The 17165-nt window shown below is 44.8% G+C and carries 16 protein-coding genes; 4 read left to right on the top strand and 12 right to left on the bottom strand.

Annotated features, from left to right (window positions below):
- Positions 1 to 151: 151 nt before the first annotated feature.
- The 4 genes from BEL05_RS08265 to BEL05_RS08250 all read right to left on the bottom strand — a co-directional run bounded on the left by BEL05_RS08265 (position 152) and on the right by BEL05_RS08250 (position 3653).
- Positions 152 to 616: a YehS family protein gene (locus tag BEL05_RS08265; RefSeq protein WP_028764220.1), complete on the bottom strand. Its 465-nt coding sequence runs from the start codon at positions 614 to 616 to the stop codon at positions 152 to 154.
- Between the two features lie 78 nt (positions 617 to 694).
- Entirely contained in the window at positions 695 to 1801 is a 1107-nt protein-coding gene (locus BEL05_RS08260; RefSeq protein WP_069670863.1) for a serine hydrolase domain-containing protein, read from the bottom strand.
- A gap of 34 nt (positions 1802 to 1835) precedes the next feature.
- Complete coding sequence (locus BEL05_RS08255) at positions 1836 to 3062, bottom strand: Nramp family divalent metal transporter (RefSeq protein WP_051413120.1); 1227 nt, start codon at positions 3060 to 3062, stop codon at positions 1836 to 1838.
- Between the two features lie 63 nt (positions 3063 to 3125).
- On the bottom strand, positions 3126 to 3653 hold the full coding sequence (locus BEL05_RS08250; RefSeq protein ID WP_069670862.1) for a PH domain-containing protein: 528 nt from the start codon (positions 3651 to 3653) through the stop codon (positions 3126 to 3128).
- Positions 3654 to 3873: 220 nt separating this feature from the next.
- Between BEL05_RS08250 and BEL05_RS08245 the strand changes: the two genes are divergently transcribed.
- Positions 3874 to 6459 carry a TonB-dependent receptor gene (locus BEL05_RS08245; protein WP_069670861.1) on the top strand — a complete coding sequence of 862 codons (2586 nt, stop codon included), beginning with the start codon at positions 3874 to 3876 and terminating at the stop codon, positions 6457 to 6459.
- Between the two features lie 116 nt (positions 6460 to 6575).
- The gene (locus BEL05_RS08240; RefSeq protein ID WP_028764216.1) at positions 6576 to 7211 is read left to right on the top strand and encodes a glutathione S-transferase family protein; all 636 of its coding nucleotides are present in this window, start codon (positions 6576 to 6578) and stop codon (positions 7209 to 7211) included.
- On the opposite strand, the gene BEL05_RS08235 is transcribed toward BEL05_RS08240, so the two are convergent.
- The 6 genes from BEL05_RS08235 to BEL05_RS08210 form a co-directional block, all read right to left on the bottom strand.
- A complete protein-coding gene (locus tag BEL05_RS08235; RefSeq protein ID WP_069670860.1) occupies positions 7212 to 7805 on the bottom strand; it encodes a hypothetical protein in 594 nt (197 codons plus the stop codon).
- A 205-nt stretch (positions 7806 to 8010) separates the two neighbouring features.
- Positions 8011 to 8511 carry a DUF4447 family protein gene (locus tag BEL05_RS08230; RefSeq protein ID WP_028764214.1) on the bottom strand — a complete coding sequence of 167 codons (501 nt, stop codon included), beginning with the start codon at positions 8509 to 8511 and terminating at the stop codon, positions 8011 to 8013.
- A 34-nt stretch (positions 8512 to 8545) separates the two neighbouring features.
- Complete coding sequence (locus BEL05_RS08225; protein WP_028764213.1) at positions 8546 to 8947, bottom strand: SMI1/KNR4 family protein; 402 nt, start codon at positions 8945 to 8947, stop codon at positions 8546 to 8548.
- A 68-nt stretch (positions 8948 to 9015) separates the two neighbouring features.
- Entirely contained in the window at positions 9016 to 9798 is a 783-nt protein-coding gene (locus BEL05_RS08220) for a RelA/SpoT domain-containing protein (protein ID WP_069670859.1), read from the bottom strand.
- A 182-nt stretch (positions 9799 to 9980) separates the two neighbouring features.
- Positions 9981 to 12065, bottom strand: a complete 2085-nt coding sequence (locus BEL05_RS08215) for a M13 family metallopeptidase (protein ID WP_069670858.1) — start codon at positions 12063 to 12065, stop codon at positions 9981 to 9983.
- Positions 12066 to 12284: 219 nt separating this feature from the next.
- The gene (locus BEL05_RS08210) at positions 12285 to 12839 is read right to left on the bottom strand and encodes a sugar O-acetyltransferase (RefSeq protein WP_069670857.1); all 555 of its coding nucleotides are present in this window, start codon (positions 12837 to 12839) and stop codon (positions 12285 to 12287) included.
- A 122-nt stretch (positions 12840 to 12961) separates the two neighbouring features.
- On the opposite strand from BEL05_RS08210, the gene rsuA reads away from it, so the two are divergent.
- Positions 12962 to 13651 carry a 16S rRNA pseudouridine(516) synthase RsuA gene (rsuA, locus tag BEL05_RS08205; protein WP_069670856.1) on the top strand — a complete coding sequence of 230 codons (690 nt, stop codon included), beginning with the start codon at positions 12962 to 12964 and terminating at the stop codon, positions 13649 to 13651.
- A 47-nt stretch (positions 13652 to 13698) separates the two neighbouring features.
- Here rsuA and BEL05_RS08200 read toward each other — a convergent pair whose 3' ends face one another.
- Positions 13699 to 14124: a DUF3069 domain-containing protein gene (locus tag BEL05_RS08200; RefSeq protein WP_069670855.1), complete on the bottom strand. Its 426-nt coding sequence runs from the start codon at positions 14122 to 14124 to the stop codon at positions 13699 to 13701.
- Positions 14125 to 14436: 312 nt separating this feature from the next.
- On the opposite strand from BEL05_RS08200, the gene BEL05_RS08195 reads away from it, so the two are divergent.
- On the top strand, positions 14437 to 16356 hold the full coding sequence (locus tag BEL05_RS08195) for a tetratricopeptide repeat-containing diguanylate cyclase (RefSeq protein ID WP_069670854.1): 1920 nt from the start codon (positions 14437 to 14439) through the stop codon (positions 16354 to 16356).
- On the opposite strand, the gene BEL05_RS08190 is transcribed toward BEL05_RS08195, so the two are convergent.
- Entirely contained in the window at positions 16353 to 17126 is a 774-nt protein-coding gene (locus tag BEL05_RS08190; protein ID WP_245686962.1) for a substrate-binding periplasmic protein, read from the bottom strand. The genes BEL05_RS08195 and BEL05_RS08190 overlap by 4 nt on opposite strands.
- Positions 17127 to 17165: the final 39 nt, after the last annotated feature.

The raw sequence follows: 17165 nt of genomic DNA, 5'->3' as shown, positions 1-17165 counted from the left end.
TTAATTTGGCAAGATTACCACAAAGTGTGATCTTTGTTGTCTTTTCGGCGATCATTTTTTGATTAACTTCACGTGCCAGCTGTTTTAAACAACGTAAAAAACACCAAAAAAAAGCACAGCCTAAGCTGTGCTTTCAATCGCTATTTTGGGTTTACTTTCCACGATGTTGAATCGACAACCCTGTTAAGAAGTTGCGTAAAACTTGGTCACCACACTCTTTAAAGTGCTTATGGCCAGGCTTTCTAAACAAAGCACCCAGCTCAGATTTACTCATATTGAAATCGGCCAACGCCAAGGCGCTTAAGATATCGTCTTCACGTAGCTCGAGTGCGACTCTCAGCTTTTTGAAGATCAAGTTATTGTTTAATTGTGATACTGGCTCAGGGATCTCTGCGCCCTCTTTCAAACCACGCTTCTCTATGATTAATCCATCAAGAAAAAGACATAATGTCTTATCATTACAAGGCTTATAGCCCTCTTCAGCCTCTTTCTTTAGCAGATCGAGTAGAGTGTCTAGCTCCATCTCATGCTTTACTTTAGCAAAAATCTTAATCATCTTTGCGTTTTTGTAATCAAATACAAAACGGATGCGGCGTAATATATCGTTGTTAATCATAACTTAATTTCTTCACTTAACGGATCCCGCGGCGGCGTGATCATCTTTGGCCGACATTATAGCTGAGTTTTCTCTCAACTAAGGGTTTATTTTCTCAGCGATGTGAGACGAAATAAGTTGCTCACGCAAAGTATTGCGCAACTTATCATGCAGGCCAAACACCCTATCCATGTCATCAAGTGGCCAGGAGACATTTTCCATCACCACTAAGTAAGTCTGGCTTTCTGGGTAACTCAGGCTGAGGGACTGATATCCCGGCAAATAACCAGAATGGCTATATTCAGCAATAGATTGTTCACTGATTTGCACCCCGTAACCATAATAGAGATCCTCCCAGCGGTGCCCGCGCTTTATACCTGGCGTAATCATCTGTTGATAACTCCTTGCAGAAAGCAACTTGCCATCATGAAGAGCTTGCAAATACTCCACTAATCCTGCAGCGGAGCCAAGCATTCCACCACCGGGCAGTAAGGCATTACTGATCTCGTATTTTATCGGCTCTAAGACACCATCCCCTTGCATAGCAAACCCAGGGGCTAACATTGCCGCGTTGCCGGACAACTTCACACGCTCTATTGCACCTAAACTTGCCCTAATTCCAGTGAGGCTATGTGTGTCAAGATACTGATTGACCCGCTGTGCAAAGGGTTGCTGGTATTGATAAGCAAGTACTTGGGCCAACACCTCATATCCTAAGTTTGAATATTGAAACTGGCTACCTGGCGTAAAGCGATTATTTTGGCCAATTGGCGCTATGCCGGAACTGTGATTAAGCAGCTGGCGGATAGTGATATCTGGGTGGTAGAGCGACTGCTTAGCCTGTGCTAAGTAATCATTTAGCGGCTTATTTAGCGCCAATACCCCCTCATCAACGGCGTTAAGCACCACTGCAGCGGTGATCATTTTCGACTGTGACGCAAGCAAAAACGGACTAGCGCTGCTCAACGCTTTTTGCCCTTCAGTTGTCTGTTGATATTCATAAATGGGTTTGCCACCTTGTACCAACAATATCACCCCATAAAAAGGCCGGTCGTTGGTCACGATGAGCTTATCGAAAGCGCGCGTCAGCACCTCCACATTGATAGAGAATTGAGTAACCCTCGAATTTTCATTGGCACTAGCAAACAGCGGTAAGGCGCACACCAACATACAGGTGAATCGCCACCGTTTATCTAAGAACAACATCTATTTATATCCCTATATTTACCACCAAAAGCGACTAATTACCCATTTTCCAGTAAACAAATACCAGTGCAAAACCTAATAAATACGCCATACCGAACCAAGACAGAGCCCGCATTTTTACTCCATAACGGTCGGCTGATGGCAATGTCTCTGCCGTCATTAAACGGTAATTAAGCCAGGCAAAAATGATGGTGGTCATAAAGGCGAGCGTCATGACAAACTGCAGCAAAGGCAACAAGGCCCCCTTGAAAAACAGAATAATCGCCAACCCTAATAGACACACCAGCAGCATAATGCCACTGAGCAATCGGCTTTGAGCCGTGTTTGTATCATGACGCAATAACTGCCAACCCAAGGCTAATGTCCGGCTGTAGCCATCAATCACTGTGACCGTGGTACTGAAGATGCATAATAGTGCGACGGTACCAATCAGGTAGCGGCTCTGCTCACCAAGCACTTGGCTATAAAGGGTGATCAACTGATCAGCAAACTTAGCGCCAGAGGGAGAAAAGTGTTCGCCACTACCATGCATCACTAATGCACCGAGTGACAGAAACACCACCGCTAAAATAGCAGTCGTGACATAACCTAAATTAAAATCAAATAGTGCTTGTGCTTTGGTGACGGTTTGCTGCTTTTGTTTTTCAAGTAGCCACAATGAGTTCCAACAACTGACCTCAATCGGCGCTGGCATCCATCCCATCATCGCCACTAAAAAGCCAACATGCGCCCATTGCCACGGTGAGGGTGACACAAACCCTGGCGGTAAAATAGCTGGTGCATTAAACGCTAGCGCCGCGGCAATCAGGGTTGAAATGGTGAGTAGTAACATAATCACCTTGGTCACCTTATCCAACAGACGATAGTGACCTAATATCAGCAATAACAAACTAGACAACAATACAATCAGTGCTAACAATTCAATAGGTAAAGGAACGAATAAGGTTAACATCGCTGCCGTTAACATGGCGACACCCGCAGTGCTGGCGACAGCAGCTATACTGTTTAGCAGGGTAAACAACACTAAATAGCCACGGCCTTGCTTAAGGTAACCATGCAATAGACTCTCACCTGTCGCGGCGGTGTAACGGGCGCCGGCAGCAAAAAACGGATACTTAAGTAAATTAACCGCCAAAATAACCCACGCTAGCTGCCAACCAAATTCAGCCCCAGCGCGCGTTGATGCAACCAAATGTGAAGCACCTATCGCCGCAGCGGCCATCAATAAACCAGGACCAGTTGCTTTAAAAATAAGATTCATTTTCAGCCAAACTGTTGGCAAGGATGCGGTATCTTGCAAACCATTACTCACTTTTACAATCCCTTATGATTTTGTTGCTAAGCGGTTTTCTATACGCTTTAATGTTTCACTGATCTCTTTTAAACACGTCAATGTTTCATCAGGTGTTGGCATACTCTCTTGCACCGTCTGCTCTGTTAAGGCACTTTTTTGCGCCAACACCTGCGCACGAAACTGCTCAACGTCCTCAACCCCTTGCAAATTAATCAGTGCCCCAGCGCCCGATTGCCCTGCGGTTTCAATGGTTAACTTATGGATATTAAAGAAACGCATCAATGGTCCTTGAATAAGCGCCATGTCGGTAATTTTATCTAATGGAACGGTATTTTCCGTACGGGTAAAAATCCCTTTTCTTACGATGAGTTTTTTAGTGGTTAACTCAGCGCTCATATTGTCGATGTATCGCTTGGTTGCCCACAAACCAACGGGAAACCATACCAGCAGCAAGGGGATGCCCACTATGGTGATACACAAGAGTATTGCTCCAGATACCAGCCAGTAGAGTCCGAGATTTGTCTTAAACTCTGCTTGCAACAGCTGCTTATCTTCCATAATTATCGCTCCTAATACTTACCCAATTATCTACTTCAAACTCATCACTATACAGATTAATCAACCAAAATCATGAGTTTGTTGTTCATAACATGTAGTTATAAAAGGTGTTGACTTTGTTATATAAGAGATTACTTTAGTAACGTTGTGATAACAACGGGTGGCAGTAGTTTGCGGTAGTCACTGAACTAAAATTATAAATAATACATTAGGGACAATCATGAAAAGACCTCAATACTGGCGTAGCGCATGCGCTATCGCTGTGACTATCGCGCTAACTCCTCCTGCCTATGCCGCCGACACCGATGATGAACAGAAAGTTGAGCGAATTGAAGTAACAGGCTCACGTATTAAGCGTACCGATATCGAAGGACCTTCACCGATCCAGTCGATCAGTAAAGATGATATCGCCAACATGGGCTTTGATAACCTACAACAATTACTTGAAAAGATGCCCGCCAACGGAGCTGGCGCATTTTCAACTAGAGGTAACAGTCAAGACTCTACCGCCAATGGTGGTGCATCCATCAGTCTTCGAGGTCTAGGCCCTGATGCAACGCTGGTGTTAATCAATGGACGACGCGTCGGTACCAGTGCATTTGCCGAAGGCATTACCAACTCGTTTGTCGATATTAATAATATTCCCGTTTCTGCCATTGAGCGCATCGACATTCTAAAAGATGGCGCATCAGCCATCTATGGTTCGGATGCGATTGCAGGGGTAGTTAATATCGTTCTCAAGAAAGATATCGAAGGTATCGAAGTTAATTTAGGCTACGGTGATGCGTCAGGGTCTGGCTATGATGAAACCACTGCTAGCTTAGTTTGGGGCGTAAAATCAGACAAAGGCAGCGCCTCAATTATTCTCGATTACTTTAAAAACAATACATTGGCAGCCAGTGAAATGGGCCGCTTCGGTACCGCAAATCAATCACCTTATGGTGGCGAAGACTTCCGTTCATCACGGGGTTTCCCTGGCTACTTCTATGTAGACGGCGTTAAGACCATCGACCCAGATTGCCCACCAGAAAATGCCACGGCAAGCGGTAGTTGTCTGTTTGATTACGGCCCCTATAACTTAACAATTCCAGCCGCTGAACGAGTTGGTGCTATTGGTCAGTTTGACTATCACTTTAATGATGAACTAAGTGCTTTCCTTGAAGTGTCTGTGCAGCACAACACCTCCGAAGCTGGCGGTGCACCAACGCCATTAGATGAAGATGCAGGGCTGACAGTTCCGGGTTCTCACCCAAATAACCCTTGGGATAAAGATATTGAAATAGGTCGTTACCGCACCGTGGACGCGGGCCCACGTCGCTGGGACATTGAATCAGACTCCATGCGCTTAGTTGCAGGTCTTCGCGGTGCCATCAACGAATGGGACTGGGAAGTCTCGGCGCAAAAAGGTCGCAGTGAGTCCACCCAGTCTGGCGATCGCACGCAAGGTTGGGTAAGAACTGATTACATGCAGGCAGAAATCGACGCCGGTAACTACAACCCATTCGGTGGTACGACTAATCCGCAGGATGTTATCGACCGCATTACCACCAGCCTGGTAAGACAAGGTGTCTCCAACATCACCTCCTATGATGCCAGCATCACAGGTCAAGCTTTCACCATTGGCGATCGTGATATCATGATGGCAGCGGGCGCTGAGTACCGGGAAGAGGATGTTAGCGATATCCCAGATGAGCAGTTCCAACGCGGTCTAATCTTTGGTACCGAAGCCGTTTCAGCCGCAGCAGCCCGAGACCAATATGCAGCCTATGTCGAATTTTCAATTCCGATGACTGATAATTTCGAGTTACAACTTGCAGGCCGTTATGACCACTACAGTGATTTTGGCTCTACCACTAACCCAAAAATCGCTTTCCTTTGGGGCATGACCGATGCGCTAACAGCTCGAGGTTCATGGTCTACAGGTTTTAGAGCTCCCTCTTTGGCACAAATAGGCCTAGGCCCATCGAGAGAAAGCACGTTCTTTATTGACACTTATCGTTGTGCTGCTGACGGCGTAGATTGTACCGCATTGGATTACAACACTGAGTTTGCCGGCAACGCAGGCCTTGACGCTGAAGAGTCAGAAACGTGGAACCTGGGTATGATCTGGGCACCAAGCCAACAGTTTGATATCGGCTTTGATGTCTACAGCATTACCCAAGACAACAAAATTGATAAGCAACCACTTGGTGATATCTATACTGCCAATTGTGACAATCAAAACAGCACTGTCTGTGAACGTTTAGCACCGCAAACAGGCCAAGCATTAGGGCCTATCAGTGTTATTCACTCAAGCTTTATTAACCTGAGCTCACAAGAGGTTCAAGGTGTTGATCTCTCAGCCCATTATGGCTTGGAACTCGACAGCTTTGGTGACATTAAGTTTGGATTGGAATACAGCTATTTGCATAGCTTTGAAAAAGACAACATGGATTACACTGGCGAATACAAGTTCCCGCAGCATCGTTGGTTAGCAACAACTAACTGGCAGAAAGACAACTTCGCAGCCAATGTCAATTTCAGCTATATCGGTGAATTTGAAGACACGCCTGATATCGATTTTGATGGTGTACTCGACTTTGAAGATAATCAGTCTCGCATGATCGAGTCACAACTGCTCGTCGACATGTCTGGATCATACCGTTTCAACGATACCTTTAAACTTACTTTAGGGGTTAATAACGTGTTTGATACCGACCCATCATTCGCTATCGGCGATGGCGACTCGGATCTCTACGGTTATGTAATTTCTGTTCATAACCCTATGGGCCGCTATATCTACACTAAGCTCTCGATGAACTTCTAATTTTTAGGCTTTGTTAAGCAACACCTAGTAACAAAAATGGCATCCTATGGATGCCATTTTTTCGACTACAATCAATCATCCGTTGTGTAGCGGACGTTGTTTTAAGGGAATAATAGATGATCACTTTATATGGAACGCCAAGAAGTCGCGCGCTGCGTGTGTCTTGGCTGTTAGAAGAGCTAGGCATTGATTGGACCTTTTCATTTATCAACTTTTCGAAGGGGGATAATCGCAGCGACAGTTTCTTAGCACTCAACCCAAGCGGTAAAATTCCGGTGATATCGGATGATGACTTAGTGCTCACAGAATCTGCAGCCATCTGCCAATACCTTGCAGAAAAATATGGTGAAGGACGCTTTTTACCCTCAGCTGGTACAACCAACGCTGGTCATTATCATCAGTGGGTAAGTTTTATTATTTGCGAATTAGAACAACCGTTATGGACCATGGGCAAGCACAAGTTTGCCCTGCCGGATGAGCAACGTCAGCCCTGTATTTTACCGGTAGCTAAATGGGAGTTTGATAAAGCTGCCGCCCTCGCTGAAGCCATGATGCCCAACACGCCCTACTTACTCGGTGACGAACTCTCTGTCGCCGATATTCTATTAGCACATACACTCATGTGGGCTACGGTATTTGAACAAACCCTACCACCAAAACTGACCGCTTTTAGAGACAGACTACAAACCCGGCCAGCACTCGCAAAAGCACTGGCCAAAACTGAAGCTATCGCTGCTCAAGATACTCCATAATCAACAAGATAAGTTCATTGCAGTGGCAGTAGATTTTTGATTGCCACTGCCATTCTTCAAATAGATCAATAAGGTATTGCCCTTAAGGTCAAAATCAACGTCGCCAACCCAATCAAGCTTCTCTATCAGTTTCAGCTCATAACGTCCCATTGACATAGGGCATTGCAGATAGAAATAGTGATAGGCTTTGCCAAAGGCACCAGGGTCCGCTGTTGTCATATAGAGTGTATGTTCACCAAATGTTTTGACCCTCTGTTCTTGGTCACCACTCTTTGCAAACGTCAATGACATAAACACCCCCATAGCAAGCAGCACAACTTGAGCCATCGCCAACAGGTACCCAAGGGCTGCAGCGACGCTAACTGCCCAGCGCTGTGTCATGGGCAAAGACCAAATGCCGTATCTCTTATCCAGCAGATAGAGGCCAGCAACCACTGCAATTAATTTTAGTAATAATAAAGGTATTGTCAGCGCATTCATTAAAGCGGGGCTATAAAAGTCCCCCCCGAAAAACCCCGGTAGCACACTGTGCAACAGCGGTAGAATGATGAGTAATGCAATGGTGACTAACAACTTAACATCCTGTTTTATCATAGATTCGCCCTGTATATCCTTATGCTTCCCATTAAATTTCCCCCTCGCTAATCGTCACTGCGAGACAATGTAGCCATCAAGGTGCTATGAGAATAAACGTACCACAATCGCCATTTAAGCTTAACGCTCTGCTCATAAAAGATATTTAAACAAAAAAGGAAGCCACTGGCTTCCTTTTTTCTCAATATATTCATTTACTCAGCCATTAAATCTGAGTGGCCGCCCATTTCGCGCGACTTTCGCGGCTCTCTTTTAGGCCTGCTGTTTCACGGTAAGCTTTATAGGCTTCAACATCTAATGCGACTAAGGTGACATCCACCTCAAGCACTAATTTGCACTCTTTCTTAATGCGCCATGCTGCTGTGTTGTACAATTCGGTCAAAGGCAACGCACTTAAAAATTCAGGATTGTAAGCGGTATAGATAGCTTGAGTCGGGTAAACAACAAAGCTTAGGGTGCGCTTAGGTTCTTTACTGAATAGCTCTTCAATACCATCACAGGTATTGAGTACCTGCATCTCAATGGTTTCATCAAGCTCAAGTAGTTTTTTTGCCGCCAATCCTGAGACATCTGCCTCCCCGGCTTCCCACGCCAGTACTTGCTCTTCCGTTGACTTTGATAGGTCTGCAACCTGCGCCGCACTTAACCCAAGTGAGTGTCTTAGGTACTTTATTTCAATTGCATTTAATTCTGCTTTCTTTGACATTGTCTTTTCCAATTCGATAATAATTCTTATGAGCCTAGGCGTTGATCCAAACTTCTTCAGCCCACTGCCAGAATGACTCCCAGCACTCTTCATCCAGTTCCCCGTCACGCCAAAGCATCACTTGCCCTTCTTGGTCAATGCAGTAAAAGTCGTCGCCCATCTGACAGATAGCGATATACTCCCGCGGCAGGCCGATAGACCAGGCATAAGAGGTCACTTCAGAGAGATAAGTATGCGAGTGTGGATCACTGGCGGTCACCGGCTCTAAACTGCCATGAATTACATCACTGGCAAATAACAGATACTCTTTCAACTCTGATGGCAGAGGGATCAGGATCTCCTCCTCCACTTCCACAAGCTGCTCGAACGTTGGCAGCTCTAATGGTACAGGAACGGTTTCGCTTAATTCCTGTAGTTGCTCGATGAGGTCATGCATGGTGTGTTCACTGCTAAAATGGCTATTGGGCGCAAGTATATCGCCTTTACTTTAATTTTGTTAGCGTGCTATGCCGCTGCCTCGATAAGATTAGCGCCATCAATACGCTTATAATACAACCACGCTTTGTGATACAACTTATGTGAAGATTGACGTAGCTGAGTTATTTTAGCCAACTCAATGTCATTCAGTGCTCGATTTTGCTGCTTAGCTGCCGTTTCGATAGCTTGCACCGCCTCATATACCAGATGCTCATCGCCACTCTTAATCTCGGCAATCGCTTTAAGATGAAGCTGTACCTCGGCAATCATGTCTGTTTTAGGCAGCTGAACCAACAGATTTAGGTCACGATAACCAGAGGCCTTAGGTGCCGCGAAACGGTTTTTAACCTGCACTATGTTGGCTTGCTCTGACAATGACTCAAAGGCCATCATCACACTGTGAATATCGTCCGCAACAATAGTGGCTCTGGCAAGGTCGGTGATGCGGCTAGCATCGCCATCAAATTTGGTCGCCACTTTTTGCGCAGCGCGCTCATAACTTTTAATGCCAGGAAGCTGCAGTTCATATTGCTGCTGAGCGTTTAGCTTACTCAACATATTTCCTAACTCTTCTTGGGCGTTGTGAGCATTGGCATACAGCTGGTCGAAATCTGCAATGGGTTGGTGAATAGCTTGGCTGGGAGTGCTACTTAATGCCTGTAAACCTGCAAGGTTTTTATTGAATGCACGACGCTCGGCAAAATGACGACTGTCTTTAACCTCATTAGGGGAATCGAAGGTGGTCGCAAATCCACTGCGGGTTGACAGTAACAACAGAAATATAAAAAAGGTGCGAAACAATCTATTCATAACCATCCTCGGTAATTCATCAGCCTTGAGTTTTTTACCTATCGATAGTTAATCTAGCCCGCCATCACTTAACCAATGCTGAATGGCATATGAAGAATCGTTCATCAAAGAAATCGTTAATCTATACCCATAAAAAAAGAGCGCCTTTTGCGCTCTTTTTAGTACAACTATCAGTGTTTACATTACCAGATTTTTACACGCTTCTCAGGCGCAATGTACATGGCATCACCCTCTTTCACGTCAAATGTGGTGTAGAACTCAGGCATGTTTGACAGTGCACCGAGTGAACGGAACTTAGCAGGTGAATGCGGGTCTGTGGCTACACGGTTACGCATAGATTCTTCTTTTATCTTAGCGCGCCAGATCTGGGTGAAGCCAATAAAGAATCGCTCATCGCCAGTTAAACCGTCGATAACAGGGGCTTCTTGACCATTCAATGACATTTTGTAAGCTTTGTAGGCAATTGTTACACCAGAAAGATCACCGATGTTTTCACCAAGAGTCAGTTCACCATTGACGTTTAGATCGTCAAACACCGCATAACCATTGTACTGGTCAACTAAAGCTTTACCACGAGCAGCAAACTCTTTTAGGTCTTGCTCAGTCCACCAGTCACGCATGTTACCTTCACCATCAAACTTCGCACCTTGATCGTCAAAACCGTGGCCCATTTCATGACCGATCACCGCACCAATACCGCCGTAGTTAACCGCATCATCCGCTTCCATATTAAAGAATGGAGGCTGTAAGATTGCCGCTGGGAATACAATTTCATTCATGGTTGGATTGTAGTAAGCGTTCACGGTTTGTGGCGTCATGTGCCACTCCCACTTACGGATTGGTGAACCTAACTTCTCAAGCTCTTTTGCATGAGATAGTTCGCTGGCACGCATGCCGTTGCCCACTAAGTCATCGGCCTTAATAACCAACTTATCGTAATCTTCCCAGCGATCTGGGTAACCGATTTTAGGATCAAACTTAGCCAGCTTATCTTTAGCAGCCACTTTAGTGTCAGGGCTCATCCAAGATAGGTTTTCGATGCTTACACCGTAAGCGCCACGCAGATTCTCAACAAGTCCTTGCATACGCTGCTTAGCTTCTGGCGTGAAATGACGCTTCACATACACCTTACCAACAACTTCGCCTAGTAAACTGTTCACCGCACCAACACCGCGCTTCCAACGAGGCTGTTGTTCAGCTTGACCATTAAGGGTCTTTGAGAAGAACTCAAAGTTCTCAGCATCCAATTCTGAACTTAAGTTACCCGCGAAGTGAGTTAGCGTATTCCACTTCATGTAGGTTTTCCACGTCGCTAAATCATTAGCTTTAAGCACTTCATTGAAGCCTTCAATAAAGCTTGGCTGGTTGATAATAATATCAGTTTGCTTATCGGCGCCTAATGTCTTTAGGTAGCCCGCCCAGTTAACATCTGGTGCAAGCTTAACAAGATCTGCAACTTGGTATAGATTATAGGTCTTAGTGCTATCGCGGCTTTCAACCACATCCCAATGACGGCTAGCAATCGCGGTTTCTAATGCTAGCACTTGCTCAGCACTCGCCTTAGCATTGTCAAAACCCGCTAAGGTAAACATCTTCTCAATATGAGCAACGAAAGCTTTGCGGATGTTAACGAAGCGCTCATCTTCATTAAAGTAATAATCTTTTTCAGGCAAGCTTAGACCATATTGCCAGATATGCGTCGCGTAACGACTAGAGTCTTTCGCATCGACATTGATATAAAACGCTAACGGCGTACCGCCACCAATAATCTGACTATGGGCGAAGTATTCAACCAACTCATCTTTATTTTGTAGCGCAGCAATCTTATCTAATTCGCCCTGAATAGGCTTAATACCAAGTTTGTTTAACGTTTCGGTATCCATGAATGAGCGATAAAGATCGGCAACTTTTTGCTCGTCACTGCCAGGTGTTAAGTTTGGCGTGGCAGCCACTTCTTCGATGATCGCTTTAACATCGTCACGAGACTTTTCACGTAAATCATAAAAAGCACCAGTGCTGGTGCGATCACTTGGGATTTCGGTGTTCTTAATCCAAGTGCCGTTTACGTAGTCATAGAAATCGTCTTGCGGACGAACTGACTTATCAAAATTAGCAAAGTCGATACCTGAACTAAGCGCTTTTTCTACAGCAACAGCCGCTTCAGTTTTAGCCGTTTCTGGCGCTTTAACTTCTGCTTGATCACTATTACAAGCGCTAAGGCCGACGATTAGGGAGGCGCATAAACCTCCAACAAGAACTTTCTTCATGTGAATTCCTTTTAAAATGCTTAGTTAATTTATTGTTTTATTTAGCAATGCTACTGTCATGGTAAAACCAAAGTGGTGCAATATCTGCCTTAGGATACGTATGTTAATGTTTTTAGACCGATGTAAACAAGTCTATCGCCGTCAGAAGCTGGAATTATCGATGCTTGATATGTAAGTAAAGGTTTCCTAACCTCCAACCCCTTAGCCTACTTCACTCCTTTAAAGTGCCTTAATCATCTTCGCCGGATTCCCCACAACAAGGGTTCTTGCAGCCACATCTTTCGTGACCACAGCGCCCGCACCAACCACGGCTTCATCACCAATGCTCACCCCAGGTAAAATGATGGCACCGCCTCCAATCCACACTCGTTCGCCAACATGAATTGCCAGCGCAGTTTCAATACCCTGACAACGCTGAGCGGCATTAAGTGGGTGACTCGCTGTATAAAACTGCACATTCGGTCCGATCATGGTTTGTGCCCCAACGGTTATCGGCGCATTATCTTGCAAGGTCACGTTGGCATTAATAAACACCCCCTTGGCAAGATAAAGGTTAATACCATAGCTGATAAAAAATGGGCTTTTAATTATCGCATTACCGGAAACATTAGGTAGCAGCAATGAATCAGTCTTGCCAGCAATATTCAACTGGTGATTGTAAGCCTGCTGCTGTTGCCAAAAATGCAGTAGCTCACTGTCGAGGCAGTTATACTCCTCACCACTGATCATCTTAATGAAATTTTTATTGTGACGAACGGGTTCCGTTATTGGCATACTATTCTCCTTATCTAACAGGATAATCGCTGAATAAGTAGGATTTTACTACGCAAAGACTTTCCCTTTGTGAACGCTGGCTTCATAATGACCGCCTTGAAAGTCAATAACTGAGTTAACCTGTGCGTTTAGACAAATTTATCTGTGAATCAACCGCGCTTACCCGCTCTCTCGCCAAAAAAGCACTGCATCGAGGTGACATTACCTGTGATGGTGAAGTGATCAAAAACTCGAGTTTTAAAGTCACGGATAAACATACTATTTGTCTCGATGGCCAGCAGCTATCCGTGATAGGTCCACGTTTCATTATGCTTAATAAACCAGTCGACACCATCTGCTCGACTATTGATGAACAATACCCATCGGTTTTAGGCCTGCTAGATGTCCCTAAAACTGACGAGTTACACATCGCAGGACGTCTCGACGTAGACACAACAGGATTAGTACTTATCACTAGCGATGGCCAGTGGTCACATAAAATAACCTCACCTAAGAAAGAGTGCGGTAAGCGCTATCTTGTGCAGCTTGCCGATCCAATCGACAATGCGCTCATTGATACTTTCGCTCAGGGCGTGGCTCTGCGAAGTGAAGAGGGGTTAACCAAACCGGCAGTGCTGGAAATCATCGACTCACACCAAGCACGACTGACTATTACCGAAGGTAAATATCATCAGGTCAAACGTATGTTTGCTGCGGTAGGTAATAAGGTCGTGGGACTACATCGCGAATCTATTGGCGAGATAGAATTAGATAATGACTTAACCCCAGGGCAATGGCGCTATCTCACCACCAAAGAGATTAAGTCAATATAAGGCTTATTTAAGCCAGATAGAAAAGAGCCATAGGACTGGCTCTTTTTTTATCCCTCAATCACACTCTTGATACTATTGAGCAAAGCTCTATCTGTGCGTGCTTTTTTCAGCTTCTTTGCGCTCTCTTTCAATGATGCATCAGACAAACGCGTGAATATATTGTTGTACTCGTTTTCATCGATCGCCTCATCGCTATCAGCAAGCTCTGCGATATCTTGGGCGACGCGGCTAAGCTGCAACCAAGCATTGGCAATATAGAAACCATGAAAATCCGCTTGAGGTAACAAAGCCATGGCACTGGCAGGCAGAGCCTCCCACGCGGTGATAAATTTCTCATCACTATCTTCTAAAAGTTCATTGCACAGATTTGCATAGGCTTCAAGCAGGTTAGCAGGCACTTTATCCATTGGGATTACACTGTTACAAACATTTAGCGCCACCAGCTCTGCACGTTGTTTATAGTCAGAATTCATTTAAGTCTTACTCCACATAAATTAATCAACCGCAGTATACGGCATTAGTGTCTAGCGGCTAATACTGCCCCTAACGGCTGTACTCATTGCAACGTCCAGCGCCATAAGGGTTGCCTTTATACTCGCCCCCAATACAAATTGCAAAAAATGCGCGCCGCTTACCTTAATCCCCACAACAGAACAACAATTAACCATCAAGGCTAAAAAATGCACTTTTAACTGTCAAATTACTGACATCTGTATAAAATAGTTACAAATTAAAACAATATGCTATGGTTAAGTGGTCAGTTAGCTGGGTCTTGAACGTCAAAAATGATAATAAAAACAAATAAGAACTCACTATTTTTCAGCCTTAGGCTATTGGGCCTCTACTTGCTACTGCTTGTTCCCTACAGCCATGCTGAAACCGTCTCAGATGATGCATTAAGCAACGAGCAGATATTCAACGCGCTGGACAGCGGTGCCATCGGCGACGTAGCAACCATTGATCAATATTTAGCTCAACTCAAAAATAGTATCACTGTCGATGACCTTCAGGACTACCTGAGATTACAGCGCGCAATCTGCTGGAATAGCTTCGACATAGAGAAGCGTGAAAAGATAAGCGAGGCGATTGAGTTCGCAAACTTAAAGCTCACCTCTGATATTGTGGCCAACTCCCCCATTACCGTCACCGACCTTAAGTTATGCCGAGCATTTATGTACCAGATGGCGGGTGACGTCAACCTCGCCATTAAAGAATACGATCAGATCATTGCAGAAAGCTATCTATTAGAGTCACCTCGATTAATTGCTGACTCACGCTCTTTACGTGGTGCGCTCTACTCTTTCCAAGGTAACTTTGCACAGGCGTTAGAAGATCTCATTACCGCTCAAAACCTTTATGAGTCACTTAACCTCGAACACTGGGCGCTCTATAATTTATCTGACTTAGCCACCAGTTACCGCCGCTTTGGCGATCCACAAACTGCTATCAAGTATTACAATAAACTTATCGATAAGTTTATTAGTACAAACGATACAGATAGCGCCAATGGTATGAAAACTGAAATAGGCTTCGCCCTTGAAGAGCTCGGAGAGGATGAAGCAGCGCTAGCCATGCATTTAGAAAGTTACCTCTACTGGAAAAAAAGTATCGGCCTTAAAGGCAGTGCTCATACCGCTATAAATGTCGCAGGAGCCTTGATTAAACTTGGGCGCATTAAAGAAGCGGGGCAATACCTCAATGATGCCGAGCAGTTTATCGACCCCTCATTGGGAGCATCCTACAGCTTCATGCGCCTCTATCAAGCTCAAGTCGCTGTTGAACAGGGGCAGTTCGATACTTCACTTGCCTTTCTCGATGCAGCCAAACAAGCCTTTATACACATAAAGAACGCCCGTGGATTAGAGTGGCTGTATCAAATAGAAAGCGATATTTACGCAAACCAACAAGATTGGCAACAGGCTTTCAACGCGCTAAAAAGTTATATTGCTAACCATAAGCAGCTCGATAACACTCAGCAAACGACTCGCACCACCGAGATGCGGACTCGTTTTAATACTGAGCAGATTGAGCGAGAAAACCAGCAACTTATTGAACTGCAAAAAATAAAAGAGAACGAACTCTACATTTTAAAGCAAAACAAGTACTTACAAATGCTAGTAATCATTCTTGGTTGTATTATCATGGTGATTCTCTCTATCTTCACGTATAAGCAATCACAAAAGTCGAAACTCCTATCGATACTGGCATTGACGGATCATCTCACTCAGCTACCTAATCGTCGCTATACCTATAGCAAAGGTGACGGCTACTTTAAATCCAAAGACAGTAACGAGCAGCCATTGTCATTGATCCTCTTTGATGCCGATCACTTCAAGAAGGTGAATGATCAATACGGTCATGATATTGGTGATAAAGTGCTTATCGCCTTGGCAAACATCAGTAATGGTTTAATGAGAAAACAAGATTTAGTGGGCCGCGTCGGTGGTGAAGAGTTTTTGGTTATCTTGCCCGGCACGACGGCAGAACAAGCCCTCAATATTGCACAACGCCTAGTAACAACCATTGAAAGTGGCGGTTTTGAAGATATTTATCCTAACTTTAAATTGACCATCAGTGCGGGAGTTGCGACCTACATAGCTGATAAAGACTTTAATATGCTGCTTAAACGTGCCGACAAGGCGCTTTACCAAGCAAAATCGGCTGGACGTAACTGCGCCATATTAAGCACTGAAAATGCACGCTAATCTATGCTAGTTAGCGTGACAATTTCTCTATTCATTTCAAGCTCGGCAAACCATTTATGGTAAAGCTTACCGAGCTTACCGCTTTTTTTATAAGCCGCTAGCCCTTGATGCCACTGCTCGATAGTAGCTTTAGGTGTTCCCACCGAAAACGCGAAATAGAGATCAATCTCCGCCAACTCTAATACGGGCCTAACACTATCAAAACTCATATCGACTTCATCTAATAGGGTCGCCACAGCCAAGTCCGCCTGACACCAAAAGCGCACACGATTGTGACTGAGCTGTTTCGCTGATTGTTGTGGAAAACTGGCCACCAGCATCTGCTTAATCCCCGCCTTCTTTAAAATTGATTCGCTCAACGAGTTACGATAGACGCCAACAACACCGTGTTCATCGATCTGTTTAATATTAGCGAGCTTGATATCGTCATCGGCTTTGGCATATAAAAAAATACGACTCGTTGCAATTGGGCCGACAAAGTCGAACAGGTGCCTACGTTCTGGGGTTGGAGAGGTAGCAAACAGCATGACATTGGGCTCAGATGATGCCACCGAGTAAGCTCTTGCCCACGGCAACACTTCAATCTGCCCACCTAAGCTAAATTCATCAGCAAGAGCTTGCACCAACTCCACGGCATAGCCTTTGGCAATACCGTCCTCTTGATAACTCATGGGCGCCCAATCTTCAGTCAGCAAACGTAGTTCCGTCGTCGCATTAGCGACAAAAGAACAAAGAAGCAAAAGGAGCGCTGAGAAAACACGATGTTTCAAAAAATTCCCTGACCTATAAATGCGAGTAATTTGATAATG

The sequence above is a fragment of the Shewanella colwelliana genome (assembly GCF_001735525.1).
In the GTDB taxonomy this organism is placed as follows: Bacteria; Pseudomonadota; Gammaproteobacteria; order Enterobacterales; family Shewanellaceae; genus Shewanella; species Shewanella colwelliana.
This window is presented reverse-complemented; position numbering and strand designations above follow the sequence as displayed.

Bases quoted from the DNA above. Each gene is read 5' to 3' on its own strand.
- BEL05_RS08265 (WP_028764220.1), bottom strand. From the start codon at position 616: ATGATTAACAACGATATATTACGCCGCATCCGTTTTGTATTTGATTAC.
- BEL05_RS08235 (WP_069670860.1), bottom strand. From the start codon at position 7,805: ATGATAAAACAGGATGTTAAGTTGTTAGTCACCATTGCATTACTCATC.
- BEL05_RS08260 (WP_069670863.1), bottom strand. From the start codon at position 1,801: ATGTTGTTCTTAGATAAACGGTGGCGATTCACCTGTATGTTGGTGTGC.
- BEL05_RS08195 (WP_069670854.1), top strand. From the start codon at position 14,437: ATGATAATAAAAACAAATAAGAACTCACTATTTTTCAGCCTTAGGCTA.
- BEL05_RS08200 (WP_069670855.1), bottom strand. From the start codon at position 14,124: ATGAATTCTGACTATAAACAACGTGCAGAGCTGGTGGCGCTAAATGTT.
- BEL05_RS08240 (WP_028764216.1), top strand. From the start codon at position 6,576: ATGATCACTTTATATGGAACGCCAAGAAGTCGCGCGCTGCGTGTGTCT.
- BEL05_RS08220 (WP_069670859.1), bottom strand. From the start codon at position 9,798: ATGAATAGATTGTTTCGCACCTTTTTTATATTTCTGTTGTTACTGTCA.
- BEL05_RS08255 (WP_051413120.1), bottom strand. From the start codon at position 3,062: ATGAATCTTATTTTTAAAGCAACTGGTCCTGGTTTATTGATGGCCGCT.
- BEL05_RS08215 (WP_069670858.1), bottom strand. From the start codon at position 12,065: ATGAAGAAAGTTCTTGTTGGAGGTTTATGCGCCTCCCTAATCGTCGGC.
- BEL05_RS08225 (WP_028764213.1), bottom strand. From the start codon at position 8,947: ATGCATGACCTCATCGAGCAACTACAGGAATTAAGCGAAACCGTTCCT.
- BEL05_RS08210 (WP_069670857.1), bottom strand. From the start codon at position 12,839: ATGCCAATAACGGAACCCGTTCGTCACAATAAAAATTTCATTAAGATG.
- BEL05_RS08245 (WP_069670861.1), top strand. From the start codon at position 3,874: ATGAAAAGACCTCAATACTGGCGTAGCGCATGCGCTATCGCTGTGACT.
- BEL05_RS08250 (WP_069670862.1), bottom strand. From the start codon at position 3,653: ATGGAAGATAAGCAGCTGTTGCAAGCAGAGTTTAAGACAAATCTCGGA.
- BEL05_RS08230 (WP_028764214.1), bottom strand. From the start codon at position 8,511: ATGTCAAAGAAAGCAGAATTAAATGCAATTGAAATAAAGTACCTAAGA.